Source organism: Streptomyces sp. NPDC044719 (genome assembly GCF_056433405.1).
In genome coordinates this window covers 81,572-98,988 of the sequence record NZ_JBWKHE010000016.1, presented here as the reverse complement: position 1 = coordinate 98,988, position 17,417 = coordinate 81,572, and the positions used below count along the sequence as shown (strand labels likewise).

Annotated in this window: 12 protein-coding genes; 10 read left to right on the top strand and 2 right to left on the bottom strand. The window is 69.7% G+C overall.

Going from position 1 to position 17,417, the window contains the following annotated elements; all coding sequences use genetic code 11:
* Positions 1-560 precede the first annotated feature (560 nt).
* The 4 genes from AC07DF_RS40535 to AC07DF_RS40520 all read left to right on the top strand — a co-directional run bounded on the left by AC07DF_RS40535 (position 561) and on the right by AC07DF_RS40520 (position 8,095).
* The gene (locus tag AC07DF_RS40535) at positions 561-2,951 is read left to right on the top strand and encodes a helicase associated domain-containing protein (RefSeq protein WP_478982469.1); all 2,391 of its coding nucleotides are present in this window, start codon (positions 561-563) and stop codon (positions 2,949-2,951) included.
* 251 nt (positions 2,952-3,202) lie between these two features.
* A complete protein-coding gene (locus AC07DF_RS40530; RefSeq protein WP_478982466.1) occupies positions 3,203-6,535 on the top strand; it encodes a Helicase associated domain protein in 3,333 nt (1,110 codons plus the stop codon).
* Positions 6,536-6,598: 63 nt separating this feature from the next.
* Positions 6,599-7,519 carry a hypothetical protein gene (locus AC07DF_RS40525; RefSeq protein WP_478982464.1) on the top strand — a complete coding sequence of 307 codons (921 nt, stop codon included), beginning with the start codon at positions 6,599-6,601 and terminating at the stop codon, positions 7,517-7,519.
* A 24-nt stretch (positions 7,520-7,543) separates the two neighbouring features.
* Positions 7,544-8,095, top strand: coding sequence for a hypothetical protein (locus AC07DF_RS40520; protein ID WP_478982462.1), 552 nt, complete (start codon positions 7,544-7,546; stop codon positions 8,093-8,095).
* A 182-nt stretch (positions 8,096-8,277) separates the two neighbouring features.
* Here AC07DF_RS40520 and AC07DF_RS40515 read toward each other — a convergent pair whose 3' ends face one another.
* Both AC07DF_RS40515 and AC07DF_RS40510 read right to left on the bottom strand, forming a co-directional pair.
* Entirely contained in the window at positions 8,278-9,699 is a 1,422-nt protein-coding gene (locus AC07DF_RS40515) for a hypothetical protein (RefSeq protein WP_478982460.1), read from the bottom strand.
* Positions 9,696-10,304: a hypothetical protein gene (locus AC07DF_RS40510; protein ID WP_388257888.1), complete on the bottom strand. Its 609-nt coding sequence runs from the start codon at positions 10,302-10,304 to the stop codon at positions 9,696-9,698. The genes AC07DF_RS40515 and AC07DF_RS40510 overlap by 4 nt, the downstream gene beginning before the upstream one ends.
* 188 nt (positions 10,305-10,492) lie before the next feature.
* On the opposite strand from AC07DF_RS40510, the gene AC07DF_RS40505 reads away from it, so the two are divergent.
* The 6 genes from AC07DF_RS40505 (at position 10,493) to AC07DF_RS40480 (ending at position 17,334) form a co-directional block, all read left to right on the top strand.
* Positions 10,493-11,881, top strand: coding sequence for a TniQ family protein (locus AC07DF_RS40505; protein WP_478982458.1), 1,389 nt, complete (start codon positions 10,493-10,495; stop codon positions 11,879-11,881).
* A 254-nt stretch (positions 11,882-12,135) separates the two neighbouring features.
* The gene (locus AC07DF_RS40500) at positions 12,136-12,969 is read left to right on the top strand and encodes a TnsA-like heteromeric transposase endonuclease subunit (protein ID WP_478982456.1); all 834 of its coding nucleotides are present in this window, start codon (positions 12,136-12,138) and stop codon (positions 12,967-12,969) included.
* A 41-nt stretch (positions 12,970-13,010) separates the two neighbouring features.
* Positions 13,011-13,268: a hypothetical protein gene (locus tag AC07DF_RS40495; RefSeq protein WP_478982454.1), complete on the top strand. Its 258-nt coding sequence runs from the start codon at positions 13,011-13,013 to the stop codon at positions 13,266-13,268.
* On the top strand, positions 13,262-15,397 hold the full coding sequence (locus AC07DF_RS40490; protein WP_478982452.1) for a transposase family protein: 2,136 nt from the start codon (positions 13,262-13,264) through the stop codon (positions 15,395-15,397). The genes AC07DF_RS40495 and AC07DF_RS40490 overlap by 7 nt, the downstream gene beginning before the upstream one ends.
* Positions 15,398-15,447: 50 nt before the next feature.
* Positions 15,448-16,425, top strand: coding sequence for a TniB family NTP-binding protein (locus AC07DF_RS40485; RefSeq protein ID WP_478982485.1), 978 nt, complete (start codon positions 15,448-15,450; stop codon positions 16,423-16,425).
* Between the two features lie 459 nt (positions 16,426-16,884).
* Positions 16,885-17,334: a hypothetical protein gene (locus tag AC07DF_RS40480; RefSeq protein ID WP_478982450.1), complete on the top strand. Its 450-nt coding sequence runs from the start codon at positions 16,885-16,887 to the stop codon at positions 17,332-17,334.
* Positions 17,335-17,417 lie beyond the last annotated feature (83 nt).

Below are 17,417 nucleotides of genomic sequence, written 5' to 3'. Positions count from 1 at the left end.
AGTGGCGCCCTCCGCTTCGCTTCGGGCGTGGCTCCGCTGACGCTTCGCCATATTCCCGCGCAAGCGCGGGAATTGAATTCCGCAAGCGGAATTCTAAAAACGTGTCAATTCGCGCAAGCGCGAATTGATGGAATCCCGCAAGCGGGATTCCTGAGGCTGGCTACAAGGGGAGGGTGCATCATGCGCGGGGCTGTGTAGCCACTGGGATTCCTACCCACCACCCCTACAACGGAGGTGACAGGCCGTCGGCTCGATCGAACGCCGGCCTGCGTCGCAGAGACGGGCTCCGCTGCGCTCCACCCGACCCCCTTGCCAGTCCTCAAAACCTCACTCGGTCAACCTCAACAGCACCCTCAAGCGTACAGGGTAATCGGCCCTGACTGAGCAGGATTCGGTCATGTGTCACTCCGAGAGAGGAAGCTATCGCGAGGCAGATGTATCACAGTGATGCACTGTGTAGAATCTGGTATCAGACAGCATACCCCTGGGCCAGCTATCCACCGCCCCGGGCTTCCCCTTCTGGATTACGCTCCGCATTCCGCTGAAAGGAGAGCACGGGCATGGCCGTGAAACTGCGTGACCATCAGGTCGAGGCCGTCAGCGCCATTGTGCGCGGCTTCGATGTCCCGCCGGGCGGTATTCCATGGAATGGCCTGCGCGGGCAGGTACACGCCGCGTGCGGCACAGGGAAGACGATTATTGCTGCCGCCTCGGCCAAGCGGCTCGTGCCCAAGGGGCGCACTCTCGTGCTGGTGCCGACGCTGGATCTCCTGGCGCAGACGGTGAAGGCGTGGCACGAGGTCGGGCACAAGGGGCCGGCCGTCGCGGTGTGCTCGCTCCAGGACGACCCGGAGCTGTGGAACCTGAAGGTGCGCGCCACGACGAACCCCGTGCAGCTGGCGCTGTGGCACGGTTCCGGGCCGGTGACCATCTACGCGACGTACGCGTCGCTGGGCGTCCTTGCTGAGGCTTTCGAGGGCGCCTATGGCCAGCAGTTGGCCCCGGTGGACCTTGCGGTAGTTGATGAAGCCCACAGGAGTTCCGGGTCGATGGGTAAGGCGTGGGCGGAGATCCACGACCAGGCCGTCATCCCCGCGTACCGCCGGCTGTACCTGACCGCGACGCCGCGGATCTGGGAGGAGCGGCTCAACCGGGAGGTCGCCGAGGGGGCGCGGGATCCGTTGCCGCGGGAGATGGCGGCCTCCATGGACGACGAAGCCGTGTTCGGGCCCGTGCTGTACAAGCTGTCGCTGGCGTCGGCCGTGTCCCGGGGTTTGCTGGCGAGGTATCAGATCATCGTCCTCGAGCTCCAGGACCCCCTCGTCACGCCCGAGCGGCTGATGAGTGAGGAGCGGCGCAGCGAGGAGGTCCGTGGGCAGCGGCTCGGGGCGCTCCAGGCCGCGCTCCTGCACACCATGGCCGAGCATGACCTTCAGACGTGCATCACGTTCCACCATCGGACGATGGAGGCGCAGGCGTACGCGGAAGGTCTGGAGCGGGTGGCGGCGAAGCTGCACGCGGACCAGCCCGAGACGTACCCCAAGCGGATCTGGGCCGACTGGCTCTGCGGCGAGCACGCCCCCGAGCGCCGGCGTGAGGTGCTGGGTTCATTCGGGTCCACGGCGCAGCGGGCCGTGCTCTCGAACTGTCGCGTTTTGGGTGAGGGCGTGGACATCCGGGCCGTGGACAGCGTGGCGCTGCTCGACCCCAAGGGCGCCCCGCATGACATCGTCCAGGCCATCGGCCGGGCACTCCGGCAGAAGCCGGGACAGGGAAAGCTGGCTTCGCTGATCGTGCCCGTCTTCTTGCAGCCCGATGAGAAGCCTGAGGATATGTTCACCTCCGGCTCGTACCGGCCCCTGGTGAAAGTACTTGAGGGACTGCGGGCTCACGATGAAGAAGCCATCGAACTTCTCGCGATTCCACAGGAGCCGCAGAAGGACGTGGCGCAGCCTTCGGTGAGCATCGGTACGGAACCGGAGGAAGGCGAGGAAGAATCCCGCCTGCTGCTCCGCTTCGCCGCCCCAAGGGACCCGGTGATGGTCGCGGAGTGGGTGTCCTTCAACGTGATCGATACGGAGCGGCAGGACTGGGGGCGCGGCTGGGCGGCGCTCAAGCGGTTCACCGAGCGGGAGGGCCACGCACGGGTGCCCTACGGCCACAAGGAGGCCCCCGGCCCGTACCCCCTTGGGCAATGGGTCGCTGAACAGCGACGGGCCTACGGGGCCGGAGAGATGACCGGCCAGCGCGCCCGCCGGCTCGAAGCGCTGGGCATGGTCTGGTCCATGGCTGACGAACGCTTCCAGGAGAACCTGGAAGCTGCCCGCGTCTACTACGAGCAGGCCTTCAGCCTCTGTGCTCCGCGGACGGCCACAGCGCTGGACAAGCCGTTGGGGATGTGGCTGGCGAATTTGCGGCGCCCGGGTGCGCTGGACGGGCACCCTCAGTGGCGGGCAGCGCTGGAAGCCATCGACCCGGACTGGAACCCCGCATGGCCGGCCGACTGGCAACGCCACTACGCCGCCCTACGCGAACTCGTCCGCGACGAACAGGGCACCGAGGTTCTGCCCGGCGTGACAGTTGCCGGCCAAGACGTCGGACGATGGCTGCTGCGACAGAGACAGCCGAACGTGTGGGAACGCCTCACGGACGGCCAGCGCGAACGCCTGGAGCAACTCGGCATCCAGCCCCTACCGCCAGAGCAGGAGACACCCGCCAAGGCTTCTGGGGGCACCTCAGGGGCGTTCGAGCGGGGCGTAGCGGCCCTCGCGCAGTACAAGGCCCGTACCGGCTCCGTGACCGTCCCCAGGGGTCACGTAGAGCGGCTGGAAGACGGTACAGAGGTTCGACTGGGTGTGTGGATCATGAACCAGAAAGGCCGCCGCGCAAAGCTCACCCCCGAACGACTCCAGCAGCTCGCCGACCTCGGACTGCACTGGGCCAGGGCTTAGCCGCGCATGGGAGGCTACGCGAGGGTCCGTGCCGGACGCATCCGGCACGGACCCTCTTTGTGTTGCGGGATGCAGGACGCACTGCTGGCGCTGTGTTGGCTTGGTCAGGTCGGTGGCCGAGGCTCCTCCCTCAGGAGCGGCTGTGGGGTCCGTGAGTCGTCTTGCGTTTACTGAAACGCGGCAGCGGCTGGCCGTGTTGGGGCTGTTCGACTGACCGACTCGCGGGTGGAGTGTCTGGAAGGGCGAGACGGATGGGGAATCTGTTGCTGGCCGCGAGTGCCTTTCGTGTGGCCCCGCTGCAGGGTGAGATGACGCTGTCGTTCCTGGGGCGGATCGCGGACAGGTATGGCCTGGCGGTGCGGAGTCTGCTCTCGTCGGTTACCGAGGTGGCTGGCCAGCAGGATGTCGTCGGGGCTCTGCAGGGCGACAGCGAGGTGTTCTTGAACGCCGCAGCCCGGGACCGGCTCGCGGCGTTGTGTCGTGTGCCGCAGGTGGGCTTGCGCCGTGCGTTGCCGGCCTGGACGCGGGAGGAGCCGCTGGGTCTCTCGAAGGAGCGGCCGGCGGCGCGGCTCCGCAACGGGGTGGAGACGGTTGCTGCCTGGGGTCCGGCGTGCCCGGGCTGTGTGGCTGCGCGGACCGGTCGCGTTGCTCGAGCCCGGGTGTATCTGGCGGCGCATCAGCGGGTCTGCCCACGCCACGGGTACTGGCTGATGAGCGTGCCTGGCAGCGGGGGCCGTGTCGTTGGGTTGGCCAGATGCCCGGAGGTGGTTCAGGCGCAGGAGGGTCACCGGAGGCTGCTGCGCCGCTCCCCCGTCGCTGCTTCGGCATTCGAGGTTGCTGAGGCGGTCACAGCCTGGTGGTGGGCGCAGAAGTGGCCCGAGGAGCGCCTGTGGCCGATGCGGCTGGAGGCGGCCATGCCCGCGGGCGAGGATCCGCAGCGGTGGCGGATCCTGGCGCGGGATCTGGTCACCTACCCCGAGACCGTCGCCCTCGCCACGCTTCTGGCCAGCCCGGTCTGGCGGCTCCGTGTCGCTGCTGACGGTGGTGGTCACCTCCCCTACCGGTTGGCTGATGTGCCCTGCGTGCCCAGCGAGCTGGGCGATCGCTTGCGGCGACCGTGGCTCACCGCGCGTCTGGCCGCCTGCACCCACGGACCGCTGTTTGCCTGGACGTACCAGTGCATCCGTACCAAGGGCGGCAGTGGAGACGACGAACAGCGGCTGTGGCAGGTCCCCTTGGCGCTCCGGCCCCGGCCTCTCGCCGACGCTCTCGCGGGCTACCAGCGCCGGAAGACCGCGGGCACAGAGGGTCTGCCGGTTCAGAAACGGCTGCGGGGCCACAGCGTGCACGCCGACGGGGCCTTCGCCGCCGGCCTGGCCCACGCGCGCACTTACGCCGCCCAGCACGGCCACCTCGCCACCCAACGCGACACGCGAGTCGGTTCCTTCGCCCTGGGGAAATGGGTGCACAACCAGCAGGCCCACTCCCTGGCCCTGCCTGAAGAAAAGGCCGCCGCCCTGAAGGAGGTGGATCCGTGGTGGAACATCCCCTGGTCGGTGAAGTGGCAGCGCTCCTACTACCGCGCCCGCGACCACGTCAGGCGCCACGGCCCCCTCAACGCCGCCGACGGCTTCCCCGACACCCACGTGCTAACCGGGGAGTGGCTGTACCTGCAGTGCACCGACTACAGCTCACTCCACCCCGAACAGCGCCGTCTTCTGGCCGACATCGGCCTCACGGCCCAGGCCGTCGGCAGCGCACGACCGCGCCGAACGAGCCGGACAGCGGGCATCGATAAGGCTGTTGCCTGTGCGCGCGCCTTCGTCGCCGAACACGGATGCCTGGCCCTGGCCACCAAGAACATCTCGTACCAGGGGTTTTTGCTCGGGAAGTGGCTCACTGCTCAGCGTTGCCTCACCCGTCGCCAGGACGAACCAGCGCACCTTCAGGTGCTCGACGCGATCGACGTGTGGTGGAACCCGCCGTGGCCTTTGGCGTGGCAGCGCACCTGGCACCGGATCCGCGCTCATGCCCGGGACCGGCATCAGGGGGCCGCAGAGGGGAGCTGGCCGGACGGCAGTGACGGCTGGGCCACGTGGCTGTCCGTGCAGTGCACCGGCTACAAGCAGTTGCATCCGTCGCAGCAGCGTCTGCTGGCGGAGATCGGCATCACCGCCGAGACCGCCGCGGCTTGCCCCCACGAGGTCATCGCCCAGCTCTGCGGTACGGGCCCCGGGCTGGCCCACGCGCGCACGTATGCCGCCATACACGGCCACCTCGCCACGCCCCTGAAAGCTTGTCATGAGGGGTTTCCGCTGGGCCGGTGGCTGAGCGAACAGCGCCGCCAGGCGCGGGAGCACCATCGCAGGACGGGCGGGACATGGCCGGTCAGCGCGCTCCTCGCAGCGCTCGACCCCTGGTGGAATCCGACCTGGTCCTTGGAGTGGCAACGCAATTGGAGCCGCGTACGGAAGCGGTCAGAGTCCGCGTCCGCAGCTGACGGCGGTGGTACCGGCATTCCGGGCCTTGAGAAGGAGTCGGCCGACTGGCTGAGGCGTCAGTGCACCGGCTACGGCACACTCCACCCCGAACAGCACCGCCTGCTGACCAAGATCGGCATCACCGCCGAAACAGCCCGAGCCGCCCAACCACCGGCTCCCCGCGCCGAGCCCGGTCTCCTGGGCACCGCGCTCGCGCAAGCTCGCGCCTACGCGGCCGAATACGGTCATATCGCCGCGCCCGCCAGCACCGTCCTCGACGGGTTCCCGCTGGGGAAGTGGCTGGCCTGGCAACGACGACGCGCCCGCCAGGGTCGCCTCTCCCCCACTCGGGCCGAAGCCCTGACCATGATCGATCCGTGGTGGAATCCGCCCTGGCCCCTGCAATGGCAGCAGGCCTACCACCGCCTCCGCACAGCAGCTACGGGCGTCGGCGGCGTAGCGGCCGCGGATCTCCCCCTAGGCCTGTGCCGCTGGGCCCGTGTCCAGCAGGAGTCCTGGGAGCATCTCCACCCCGGCCAGCGGGACCTCCTGACCGCCGTCGGCGTCACACCCCACGCTGCCGTAGGCGGACGGCCCGCCCCGGCCACACGCTCCTACCCCGCCAGCCCCGGACTCGGCCACGCACGCGTCTACGCCGCCCGACACGGCCACCTCACCCCGGACAAACACACCCACCACGACGGCTTCCCCCTCGGCAGATGGCTGTGCCAGCAACGCCGCAAAGCCCGCGCCGGCGTCCTCTCCACCACCACCGTTGAGGCGCTCACTGCCCTGGACCCGTGGTGGAACCCACCCTGGCCCTACACCTGGCACCGCACCTGGCAGCAATACCGCGCCACGATCAGTGGGAACGAGCCCCTCCCCGACACCCTCCAACGGTGGGCCAACGCCCAACGCAGTCAATGGAGCACCCTCCACCCCGGCCAACAACAACTCCTCACCACTGCCAGCTTCACCGAGGGCTGGAGCAATTTCGGACATGAAAGTCTGAGAACGACCAGCGACACCGGTTCGCTGGTTCGCGCCCTTTTGGCCTACTGCACGGGTTTACGATCTATTCAGCAGACGGTGACCGACTGTTAGATCGGACGCATGGCTTGCTGCTGTCGGCACGAGTGAGGGGGCGCCTTGGCAACGCTGGGCCACATGAAGGAACGCACGGTTGGCTTTTACGAGGTGGTTGTCCTCAAGGACGGCGAAGCCCGACGAATCCCCGAGCTGATGGACTGGGACGGCGCACTCTCGGATCTCTCACGGGCACCTGTCGCAGCCCGGACCTTCGAAGCCGATTCACAGATGGTGGGCACCATCGCCACCTACGACATGCAGGACCATCTGCTCCTGCATCGTGTGAAGGACGCTGGCGAGTGGTTGTCTGTCATGAACTTCGACACAGGAACTCTGCGCGAGCTGGAACAGTCGGCTCAGGAGGGCTACCTGGACACGTCGGTGATCTGCTTCCTTCCCTTCGGCAACGTTGTGGGAATCATGCAGGGAGGTGTGTCGGCGCCGTCGCATAAGGCGCTGGAGACGTGGCTCAACGGGATCCAGATATTCCCTGGCAGGCAGCTGCAGATCCGCCCAGTAGTGACGCATGCCGAGGTGGAGAAACTCAAGACCGCCTCTGGCGCGAGCCGGGTAGAAGTGAAGATCATGGCCAACAAGATGGGTGCGCTGAGCGAACGTCGCGGTGGGTTGGCTCGGACGCTCCGTGTAGCCGGGGAATCGTACGGGGAGATCAGTGTGACCATGATCATCTCTGTGCCCAAGAAGAAGGAGCTCAGGGAGCACCGTGAGCATCTTCTTGCTGACCTGGAAGAAATCTCCGATGTGGTCACAGGTGCCGAGCGGGCCCGGGCCCGACTGGTCTTCTCCGAGCCGGGCGGGCCGGAGCAGAGTCGACTCGTCGAGCTAGTAGAACACAGCATTACGGCCAAAAAGCGCGTACCGGCCACAGATGGCGAAGGTAGGTCAATCCGGATCATGTCAGCGGTGGATGCCATCCTGGGAGCAGCGGCCGAGCATGAGGACGCTTTGCGACTCGCAGTGGATGCCGGGGGCTCGTGACCTGGGCATAGACGAGGGGGGCCTGTGGAGGTACGCGACACCATCGCGGATCGGTGGGCAGAACACCTTTGGATCGACTACCTCACAGCAGCGCTCATACTCTGCGCTCACATTTTGGCGATCCGCACGACCGGGTCAGGAGACTGGCTGTCGTGGATCGACTCATCGCAGCGAACTGACCTGTATGCCGCTTCTGCTGGTGTGGTGTCAGCAATCGGCGGGCTGAGTGCGATCGCGATCTCCATCTACACCGCGGCGAACGGGGAGCGCCTACGCGCTGTCCGACGTCACCATCAAGTCGGTCTCCGGCGAAGCTGGCGCAGTCTGCTGCGCGGCACCGCGCTGGTATGCGCCCTTCTGCTGAGCGCACTCGCACTCGACAGAGACAAGGACCCCGCATCCGCACGGTTCATCTTCGAATTCGCCATGGCCTTCGCGGCACTACGCTTCTTCCGCCTCATCTGGCTGTTCGACAGGATGATGCAAGTATCGGACGCGGACTCAGCTGAGCCTGACCCAGTAGTCACACCAGTGCGGGACCCTGACTGGCTGCGTCGACACCAGAACACTTCGTGACAAGATGCTCGCTGCTGCACTGCCCAGCTGGCCTGTGGCCCCGGGCTGGGCAGCAGTAGGACCTCGGATCGGGCTCCATCCTGGACAACCCGGAGGAGAGCCCGCGTAGTCGGCCACCGTCGTACCTGGAGCGGTTCAGACGGCCATCCTGGTCTCTGGGCGGCCACCACTTCAACGAAGCCCTATACGTCGTCGAAGCTGGGCTGACTCCATGGCTGTTCAGGGGGCGGACCTTGAGCACCGAGAAGCTGGGTGATCTTCTCGGCTTCGTCACTTGAGAGATCAGAGAGCAGGCGTGCCGTGGTTCCGAGGAGGGCGTCCAGCGGTACCTGGGTACGTGCGCCGCGGGCGCTGGCGATTCCGGTGCCGAACAGGCACTGGAGGGTCTCGCCGGAGGGGATGCGGGCTTCGGCCTCGATGACTCCCTCGGCCTGTCCCAGCGCGTCACTGATGCCGTCGAGTTGGGCGTCGTGGGAGATGTCGTCGCCGGGGCCGCCGTATCCGACGTGGCGGTCCGTCACGACCATGCGAAGAGAGGTCAGCGGGATGCCGAAGCGGTCAGCCCTGTTCCTCACCTCTTCGAGGCGGGGCAGATCGTGCTCCTGCCCTTGCGGGAGCTGGCGTCGGGACTGGGCAACCAGCACATGGAAACGCGGGGTCTGCAGGATCAGCTGTCCGGCCTTCACCGCCCAGCGCCACGGGCTGATGTCCGCGTCAGCCGCGCCGGGCACGATCATGCAGACGCGGCTGGTCCAGAGCCGGATCGCCTCACGCATCAGGTGCTGAAGATTGCCGGTGCCGGCGGCCGGGGTGCGTAGCAAGATAGGGAGGCTGATCATGCGGACGACCCGGTTCCAGAACGCGGTGTCGGCGATGTCTTCGGATTCCAGCAGGTACATCAGGGCCGTCTCGTCGAGATGGCCGACGCCTCGCTGGGGTGCGGGGAAGCTGGCGAGTGTGGATCCGCCGCCCTGCCAGAGCGCGGCGAGGAAGGTTGACATCCGGTCGGCGACATCGGTGGTCATCCGCGCGCTGAGGGCGTCGACGGCCTCACGGGTGGGAACGCGTTCCCCCGCGCGAGCAGCCTCGGCTCCCTGGACGACCGTGTTCAGGAACTCCTCGGTCGCCGCTTTGTCGAGGGTGCCGCGGCCGCCTTCGAGAACGGAGCGGGACACCAGATGGGGGATGCCGGGAGAGTCGTCGGCCGGCTGGAGTGCGCCGAGCGCGGAGGCGTCGAGGAGCAGCGCGGTGCTGCTGCCGGGAAGCGGGAGAAGATCCCCTTGTTGCCGGGCGGTGGGCAGTTGACCGAGAGCGAGAAGCACCGGCCGGTCGGCACGGGGAAGGCGATGGAGGTCGTCCTCGAGTTCGCGCTGGTCCGATGTGGTGCGCAGATAGATGAACCGGCGCGGTGTGCGGGGTCTGCCGGGCCATTCGAGGACCATGTCGGGGACATGGGTGTGGTTGAAGAACTCGGTCTTGGTGACGGTGGCGCCTGGGTCCATGCGGCGCAGGTGGCGGGCGACGATGTCTTTGACACGGGTGAACATCATCCGGTCGTCGGGCTCGTCCATGGCCTGGGAGATCGACTGTTCGACGATGTTCACCACGAGCCCTCTCTGCGGGTGAGTTCGGCGGCGACGATGGCTGCCCAGTCCTTGAGCGGCAGGAGGGTTTCCTGCTTGTCCGAGAGCACGATCAGCCACAGGCGTGCGGCGACCGACTGGGCGAGTTCAGCATCCAGGAGTTTTCGGGCTTCCTCGGTGTCGCTGGTGCCGAAGACGCGGCTGCTGTGCTGAAGGACCGCGGCCTCCACCTGGCCGGGTGAGTTGAGGGTGGACCAGGAGTTCGCACGGAAGGGTGCCCAGGTGATCCACATGAAGTGATCGCTGAGATGGTGCTGGGCCTGGGCGGCGACGTAGCACTTGGCGAGGAACTCGTCGAACTGGGTTCCTTGATCGCTGGGTTGCGCGTAGTTCTTGACCTCCGCGCAGAACATGTCGTTCTGGTAGGGGTCGCCGCGCATGGCGCCCCCCAGATCGAAGGAGAACGTCCGGCCTCCGTACGGCCAGGACAGAGTCAGCCTGCGGCCGCAGGACTCCGAGTCCGTGTTCGCGTACGCGCCGAAGATACGCATCGTGCCCTCGAGCCACTGCTTGGCTCTGCGGGCCCCCGAGAAGCCCTTCACCTGAGCATCTTCGCCAACCACCACAGGCGTAGCTTAGTGCGATCGGATCATCACGATGCGCTCGAACGGGCCAATCCCCCGCCACACCGACGCCTGCCGGCTCCAGGAAGGGGAGACCCACGGCCTGGGGAAGTAAGCAGACGACAGGCCGAGGACCGGACGGCTGCTGCGAAAACGCCCGCCCGGATCGCCGAACACGAGACCGTGGTGGAGTGACCCATCATCCCGGCCTCCTGCGGACAGCTCCCCTGCAGGGGGAGACGACCTCGTCGCTGATCTGCCGCATCGCAGGCCGCTACGGGCTGGAGGCGAGGGTCCTGCGGTCCTGCTGGCACTGGCGTAACTACCCGCCTGGGCACGACGGCGGGGGCGCGCGGGCCGACGCCGAGGTACTGCTGAACGCAGCCGGACGGCAGCTCCTGGCAGGCCTGTGCGGCGTCGAGGAGCACGTGCTGGCACGGGCGTTGCCGTCCTGGGGACAGGAGGACGCCAAGCTGTCGGCCGGAAGGAACGGGGTGCCGGCGGCGGCCTGGCGGACCGGAGGCGCGGTCACCGGACCGGTCGCCTTCGGCTGCCGCCTGTGCGCGGCCCGGCGCACGGGGACGGCCGTGCGGGTGGTGCGGTACGCGCCGCGATCGGAGCGGGTGTGTGTCCGGCACGGGCGGTGGCTCCTGGACGCGGACGCCGACCAGCCCCTTGAGTATCTGGACGTGCGGGGTGTGCCGGAGGTGGCCGCGGCGCAGCGGCGGTGGGCCGGTGTGGCGCGGCGGGCGGTACGGGCCGGAGTCGAGCCGGAGCGGGTGTTCGCGCTGGCGCACGCGGTGGTGGCCCGGTGGTGGGAGCAGGCCCTGCACTGGGAGCGCGAAGTCATCTGGCCGCGGCGGCTGCACCAGGTCGCGGGCGGCAACGCCGGGACGGAGCTGGAGCGGTGGCGGATCGTGGGCCGGGACGCCGTCGTCTTCCCCGAAGTGGTGGCCGTCGCCGACGCACTGCTGGACCCGGCCATGGCCGAGCTGGCCTGGGGGGCCAGCGGGGGGACGCGGCCTCGGGTGCGGGGCGGGGACGACCCGTTGTGCCACCGGCTGGGCGAGCGGGTGGACCGGGACTGGCTGGGGCCGCTGGCCGCGGCCGACTACGGCGGCCCGCTGAGCGACTGGAGGAGTGCGATCGTACGTGCCCGCCGCGGCGGCGGGCCGCCGGGGTGGCGGGACGATCCGTGGCATCTGAAGCGGGAGCAGCAGTCCGCAACGATGGCCGGCCAGTTGCGCGTGATGGCGGCGGAGGCGCAGGCGGGCGGCTCGGGTACCCGGTGGCGTGCCACCGTTTCTGCCGAACACCGCTTCAACATCACGCAGCTGCTCGATGAGGCCCGCGAGGAGCTGGCGCAGCTGCGCGGCGTGCAGAGCGGCACCACCGCCGAGGTGGCCCGGGAACTGCTGGAGCGCCTCAGTCAGAGTGCCGAGTTGATCGACCGGGCCGTGCTGCATACCGCCGCCGCAGCCGTCGTGGCCGGGGTGGCGCTTGAGGAGGTGGCTCAGTGGTCCCGCCTGCCCGCCGAGGAGCTGTATCAGATCCTCGCCGCGGGCCGCGGTGAAGACTGACGCACCCGACGCCGGCCCGGGCAGCGGCCCTGGCACTACGCGGTCCACTGTGCGTACGGCGAGCAGTCGTCGGAGAAGGGCGGCCCGGCATCCGAGAAAAGTGCAGGGGTGCGCACTGACACCGGGGAGCCTGGGTGGCATCCTGGCCCGCGCTCGCAGCCCAACAGGCCTGCCATGCAGTGCAGTTGACGCGATTTTGGGTTACCGGCCGGTTCGCCTGCGCGGCAGGACAGGCATGGCGTTGTGTGGAGTCCGTGATCATCGACAGCAGCCAGGACGGCGCGCAGGGCGGCTTGCCCGCGCCCGCGTCCGGCGCCTGCCGGGTACCGGACGCGGGCGCGGTGGAGGCGGAGTTCGCCGGGGTGGACGGCACGCTGGTGCAGCGCCGCTGGGCTGAGGCGGCCGTGGTGGTGCGGTTCGAGCGGCTTGCGCCGGTGGCGGCGTTCCCGGTGGTGCCGGGGCGGCGGTGGGGGCCGGGCTGGTGGTGGTCGGCCACGACCGGGCGGCATGTGATGCACGGTTCGCAGGCGATGTGCATGCAGCTGATGGTCCTGGACCGCGATCCGCAGGTGGTGGGCCTCTCAGCGCGGCCGGTGCGGCTGATCTGGCGGGATCCGGACAGCGGGCGGGCCCTGACGTGGGTGCCGCAACTGTTCGCCCGCTACGCCGGCGGCCGCGCGCTGCTCGCCGACTGCCCCGCCGCCTCGACGACCGCCGGGACGCGGGCCGAGCACGCCGCCGCGGTGCTTGCCGCGGCGTGTGCGGCGGTCGGGTTCACCTACCGGCGTCTGGTGGCGCCGGACAAGGCGGTGGCGGCGAATGTGCGGTGGCTGGCCGGCTACCGCCATCCGCGCCACCGCGACGCCGGCGGGCTCGAGCAGGCGGTGCTGGAGGCGTTCGCCGTCCCGCGGTCGCTGATGGCCGGGGCCGCGGCGGCGGGCGAGGTCCTCACCGCGCTGCCGGTGCTCTACCACGCGCTGTGGCACGGCCGGCTGACCGCGGACCTGACACGGCCGCTGGGCGAGCACACCCTCGTGACGCCCGGCCCTACCGCAGGCGACGGGGAGCAGGAGCAGCACGGCAGGTGAGCAGGTACAAGGTAACCGTCCCCGGCGGGCGATGTGTTGAGGTGGACGCTCGGGTCAGGCTCGAGGCCCGCACCTGGCAGGTGACCGGTCTGGTCGAGGGGCGGGTGTACCTGGCTGCCGACGACGGGACCACCGGGTGCGTGCTGGCCGCCCACCTGGTGGCCGCCGACGGCTTCGAGGTCGTCGACCAGGCCACCTTGCAGGTTCCGGCCGCCACCGTGTGGGCGGCGCTGCCCCTGCTGGCCCGGGAGCGGGCGATTGCCTGGTGGGACGCGCAGGCGCAGGCCGAGCAGTGGTGAGTGCACCCAGCCGTCCGGGCCGGCCCGTGGCCGCTGCGGGCGGCAGGCAGGTGAAGCTGGGGGCGTATGTGACGTTCCAGGGCGGTACCTGGCAGGTGGCCGCCGTGGCCGGTGCGTCGGTGACGCTGGTCGGCGAGGACGGGCAGACGGCTTCGGTGCTGGCCTCGTTCCTGTTCGCCGACCCGACGTTCACGGTGGTGGGCTCTCCAGCCGCCGGGGTGCAGCCGTGGGGGCTGCTGGAGTCGGTGCCCGAGCGGGAGCGGGAGCGAGCTCTTGCCTGGCAGCGGCACATCCGCGAGATCGAGACCGGGCTGCCCGGCGGCCCGGGCAGCCCGGGGAAGCCGCGGCCCGAGTACGACCCGCAGCGCACATCGATGGCCGAGCGGGAGCAGGCTAAGGCCGACGAACTCGCCCGGCTGGGCTGGCCGCGGGTCAGCCGGGCCACCGTGCGCCGCATGCGTGCCCGCTACCACGACCACGGGTTGTGGGGTCTGATCCGACGCCGCAAACCATCGAGTGCGACCGGGCAGGCCGACGAACGGGTAGTGGCCGCGATCCTGGAGGCGCTGCGCCGCCAGCGCGGCCGCTCCAAAGGCACGCTGAAAGGGCTGCGGGAGCTGACCGGGCATATCCTGGCCGACACCCACGGGCCGGGCACGGTGGCACTGCCACCGCCGTCGACGTTCAACCGGCTGACGCGGGTGCTGGCCGACCCGCTGGAGCATCCCGGACGGCCGGCCCGCACCGCCACCGCGCCGGTGCGGCCCTTCACACCGACGGTGGTACTGCGACCGGGCGAGCTGGTGCAGATCGACACCACCCGCCTCGATGTGATGGCCATCAGCGAGGACGGCCGTGCGGTACGCCCGGAACTCACGATCGCTCTCGAGGTGGCGACCAGGTCGGTGGTGGCGGCCGTGCTGAGCGAGGAGAGCACCAAGGCTGTGGACGCCGCCCTGCTGCTGGCGGAGATGGCCGTGCCGCACCCGGCGCGGCCCGGCTGGCCCGACCACCTGCGCCTGGCCCACGCCGCCGTCCCCTACGACCGGCTCCTCGCCCTGGACGACCGGCTGGAACAGGCGGCAGCGCGGCCGGTGGTGGCGCCTGAGACGATCGTCATCGACCGCGGGCGAGTGTTCGTCTCCACCGCGTTCCTGGCCGCGTGCGAAACCCTCGGTGTCAGCGTGCAGCCCGCACCGCCCCGGTCCCCGGCCGCGAAGGGCGCCGTCGAGCGGACCTTCGCAAGCATCAACACGCTCTTCGCGCAGCACGTCGCCGGCTACACCGGCCCCCACGTCCTCGCGCGCGGCGAGGCAGTGGAGGACGAAGCCCGGTTCACCGTGACCCAGTTGCAGGAGCTGCTGGACGAATGGATCACCGCGTGCTGGCAGCACCGCCCCCACGAGGGCCTGCGCCACCCGGTCCTGCCCAAAGCAGCCCTGACCCCCAACGAGATGTGGGGCGCGCTGCTGGGCGCATCCGGCTACGTGCCGCTGCCGCTGACCGGAGCCGACTACCTGGAACTGCTGCCCGTGCGCTGGCATCCCGTCACCGGCCGCGGCATCCGCATCAACCACCGCACCTACGACCACACCCTGCTCAACGAGCACCGCGGCCGCCCCTCCCCCGCCTGCGCGGGCGGCAAGTGGGAGGTCCACCTCAACCCGCACGACGTACGCCAGATCCACATCCGGCTGCCCGACGGACACCTGCACGAGATCCCGTGGATCCACCGCGACCACGTCCACGCCCCGATGAGTGAAACAACCTGGCGCCACATCCGCACCGCCCTCAACCGGCGCGCAGGCCGCGAGGCGCACGAAGCCGCCCTCGCGGAAGCCGCCGACCAGGTCCTGCGCCGCGCCCGGCCCACCACCGCGGCACAACCAGCACCGCCCAAGACGACGCCGGGCACTCACACCGCCAAGGCAGCCCCCCAGGCAGCGGGCGACCGACCAGCGGTGAGCCGCTACGAAGCCGAGACTGAGGACAGCCTCGACGCACTGGAAGCCCGAGCCCAGGCTGAGGCCCGTGACGACGTCGGCGCCGAAGAGCCCGGCGCGCACCCGCTGCCGGTGACCGGCGCACTCACGCTGTACGACGCCGATCAGGAGGCCGAACTGTGGTGACCCGTACCGATCCCCCCGCCCCCGGTGACGGAGAGGCAGCCGCGGGGACGGTGACGACGTTCGACGCCTTCGCCCGCTTCGCCCACGCCGCACCCCCCACACCACCAAAGCCGGGCCAGACACCACGACCGGTAGAGGAACGCCTCGCCTACCACTCGCAGTTCGTCACCGTGCGCACCCCGGCCATCGAGACCCTCGCACGCCAGGTCCGCACACTGATGATCCTCGGCCGGCACCAGCACGTCACCGCCCGGCCGTCACTGATCGTCACCGGGCCGGCCACCACCGGCAAGACAACCGCGCTGCTGCAGGTCGGCCGGACCTGCCACCTCGCCCACACCCGCCGCGCCGCCCCGGGCGACGACAGTGTGCCGGTGGCGTATGTGCTGGTGCCGCCCGGCGCCACCGCCAAGACCTTGGCCGGGGAGTTCGCCCGCTACCTCGGCATCCCCACAACCGCCCGCATGACCACAGCGCAGATCACCACCGCTGTCTGCCACACCTACACCGCGGCCGGCATCAAGCTCGTGCTGATCGACGAGATCCACCGGCTCAACCCCCGCACGTCCACCGGCGCGGAGGCCGCCGACTGGCTCAAAGACCTCACCGAACGTGTGCCCGCGACGTTCGTCTACGCCGGCATCGACGTCACCGCCAGCGCCGTGTTCACCGGCGTGCGCGGGGCGCAACTCGCCGGACGGGCCTCACTGATCGACTGCGGCGCACTGCCCGCGCGCGCCGGCGAGCGCGAACCGTTCCGCGAACTGATCACCGCCCTGGAACAGGCCCTCGACCTCACCGCGCACCGGCCGGGCAGCCTGCCCAGACTCGCGCCCTACCTCCACGAACGGACCGCCGGACGGATCGGCAGCCTGGCCCGCCTGATCCGACAAGCCGCCATCGAAGCCATCCTCGACAGCAGCGAACGCATCACCAAACCACTGCTGGACTCCATCGCGCTGGACCACCTCGCCGAAGAGCAGTACCGGCCCCGCACCCCCCGCCGCGCCCGGCCCCGCAGCCGGTGACCGCCCATACCGCGAGCCGCCCCGCCGTGCGAGCCGGCACCATGTGGCCCACCCCGCCCGGCGCACTGCGCGTGAGGCCGCTGCCCCGCGAGAGCGCAGCCTCCTACTCACCCGCCTCACAGCCGCCTACCACCTCTCCCCCGCCCAGCTCCTCGACGGCCTGCACATCACCGCCACCGGCACCTCGACGGCCTGCCCGCCACCGAAATCCACCTCAGCAACGAAGCCACCCGCCGCCTGTCCCACTTCACCCGCATCCCGCCCGCACACCTCTCCCGCGCCCTGCCCCGCCGGCCCCCGCCCGCCGCCATCGGCATGGCCCACGCCGCCACCGCCCGCTGGCAGCCCGCCCCGCCCGCGATGCAGCCACTGCCGGCATGCACCGCCTGCACCATCCGCCGCAGCCCCCATCAAGCCGTCCCCGCATGGATCCACCCGGCACCCGACCTGCCCAGAATCATGATCTGTACCCGCCACCAGCAGGCCGCCAGCGACCCCAGACACCCCGCACCCCTCGACATCCGCCCTGTCCCCGAACTCACACGGACCCCCCTCCGAGCCCGCCGCCGCCCGACAGCGACCTCCCTGAGCTGGGCATCGACGATCACCACACGCTGGTACGACCACCACCAACACCTGCACGAACGCTGGCACACACGCCTCAACCGGCTCACCACCGCCAACCCCCACATCCCCCCAGGCCCGGCCTCCCCCACCCTGACCTGCCGGAACCTGATCACCTACCCCGAGACCCTCACCCTCGCCACAGCCCTCGACCGACTGCCCCCACACCCCCTGACACGCACAGAGCAGAGCGCCTTCCTCCACGACCTGGCCAGCCGCCTGAACCTGCCCCGCCTCGCACCCGCCGACCACGACCTGCTCTGGCAACGCCTGCGCACCCGCTGAACCACCCACATGCCCCTGCTGCCCTGACCTCAGCACATCGGCCGACAAGTCCCCCGTACCTATAGACGCGCCAACCACCCTGC

What these genes read in the sequence shown, in the direction of transcription:
- AC07DF_RS40535 (WP_478982469.1), top strand. Translation starts at nt 561, where the DNA reads ATGGCCGTGAAACTGCGTGACCATCAGGTCGAGGCCGTCAGCGCCATT.
- AC07DF_RS40530 (WP_478982466.1), top strand. Translation starts at nt 3,203, where the DNA reads ATGGGGAATCTGTTGCTGGCCGCGAGTGCCTTTCGTGTGGCCCCGCTG.
- AC07DF_RS40525 (WP_478982464.1), top strand. Translation starts at nt 6,599, where the DNA reads ATGAAGGAACGCACGGTTGGCTTTTACGAGGTGGTTGTCCTCAAGGAC.
- AC07DF_RS40480 (WP_478982450.1), top strand. Translation starts at nt 16,885, where the DNA reads ATGATCTGTACCCGCCACCAGCAGGCCGCCAGCGACCCCAGACACCCC.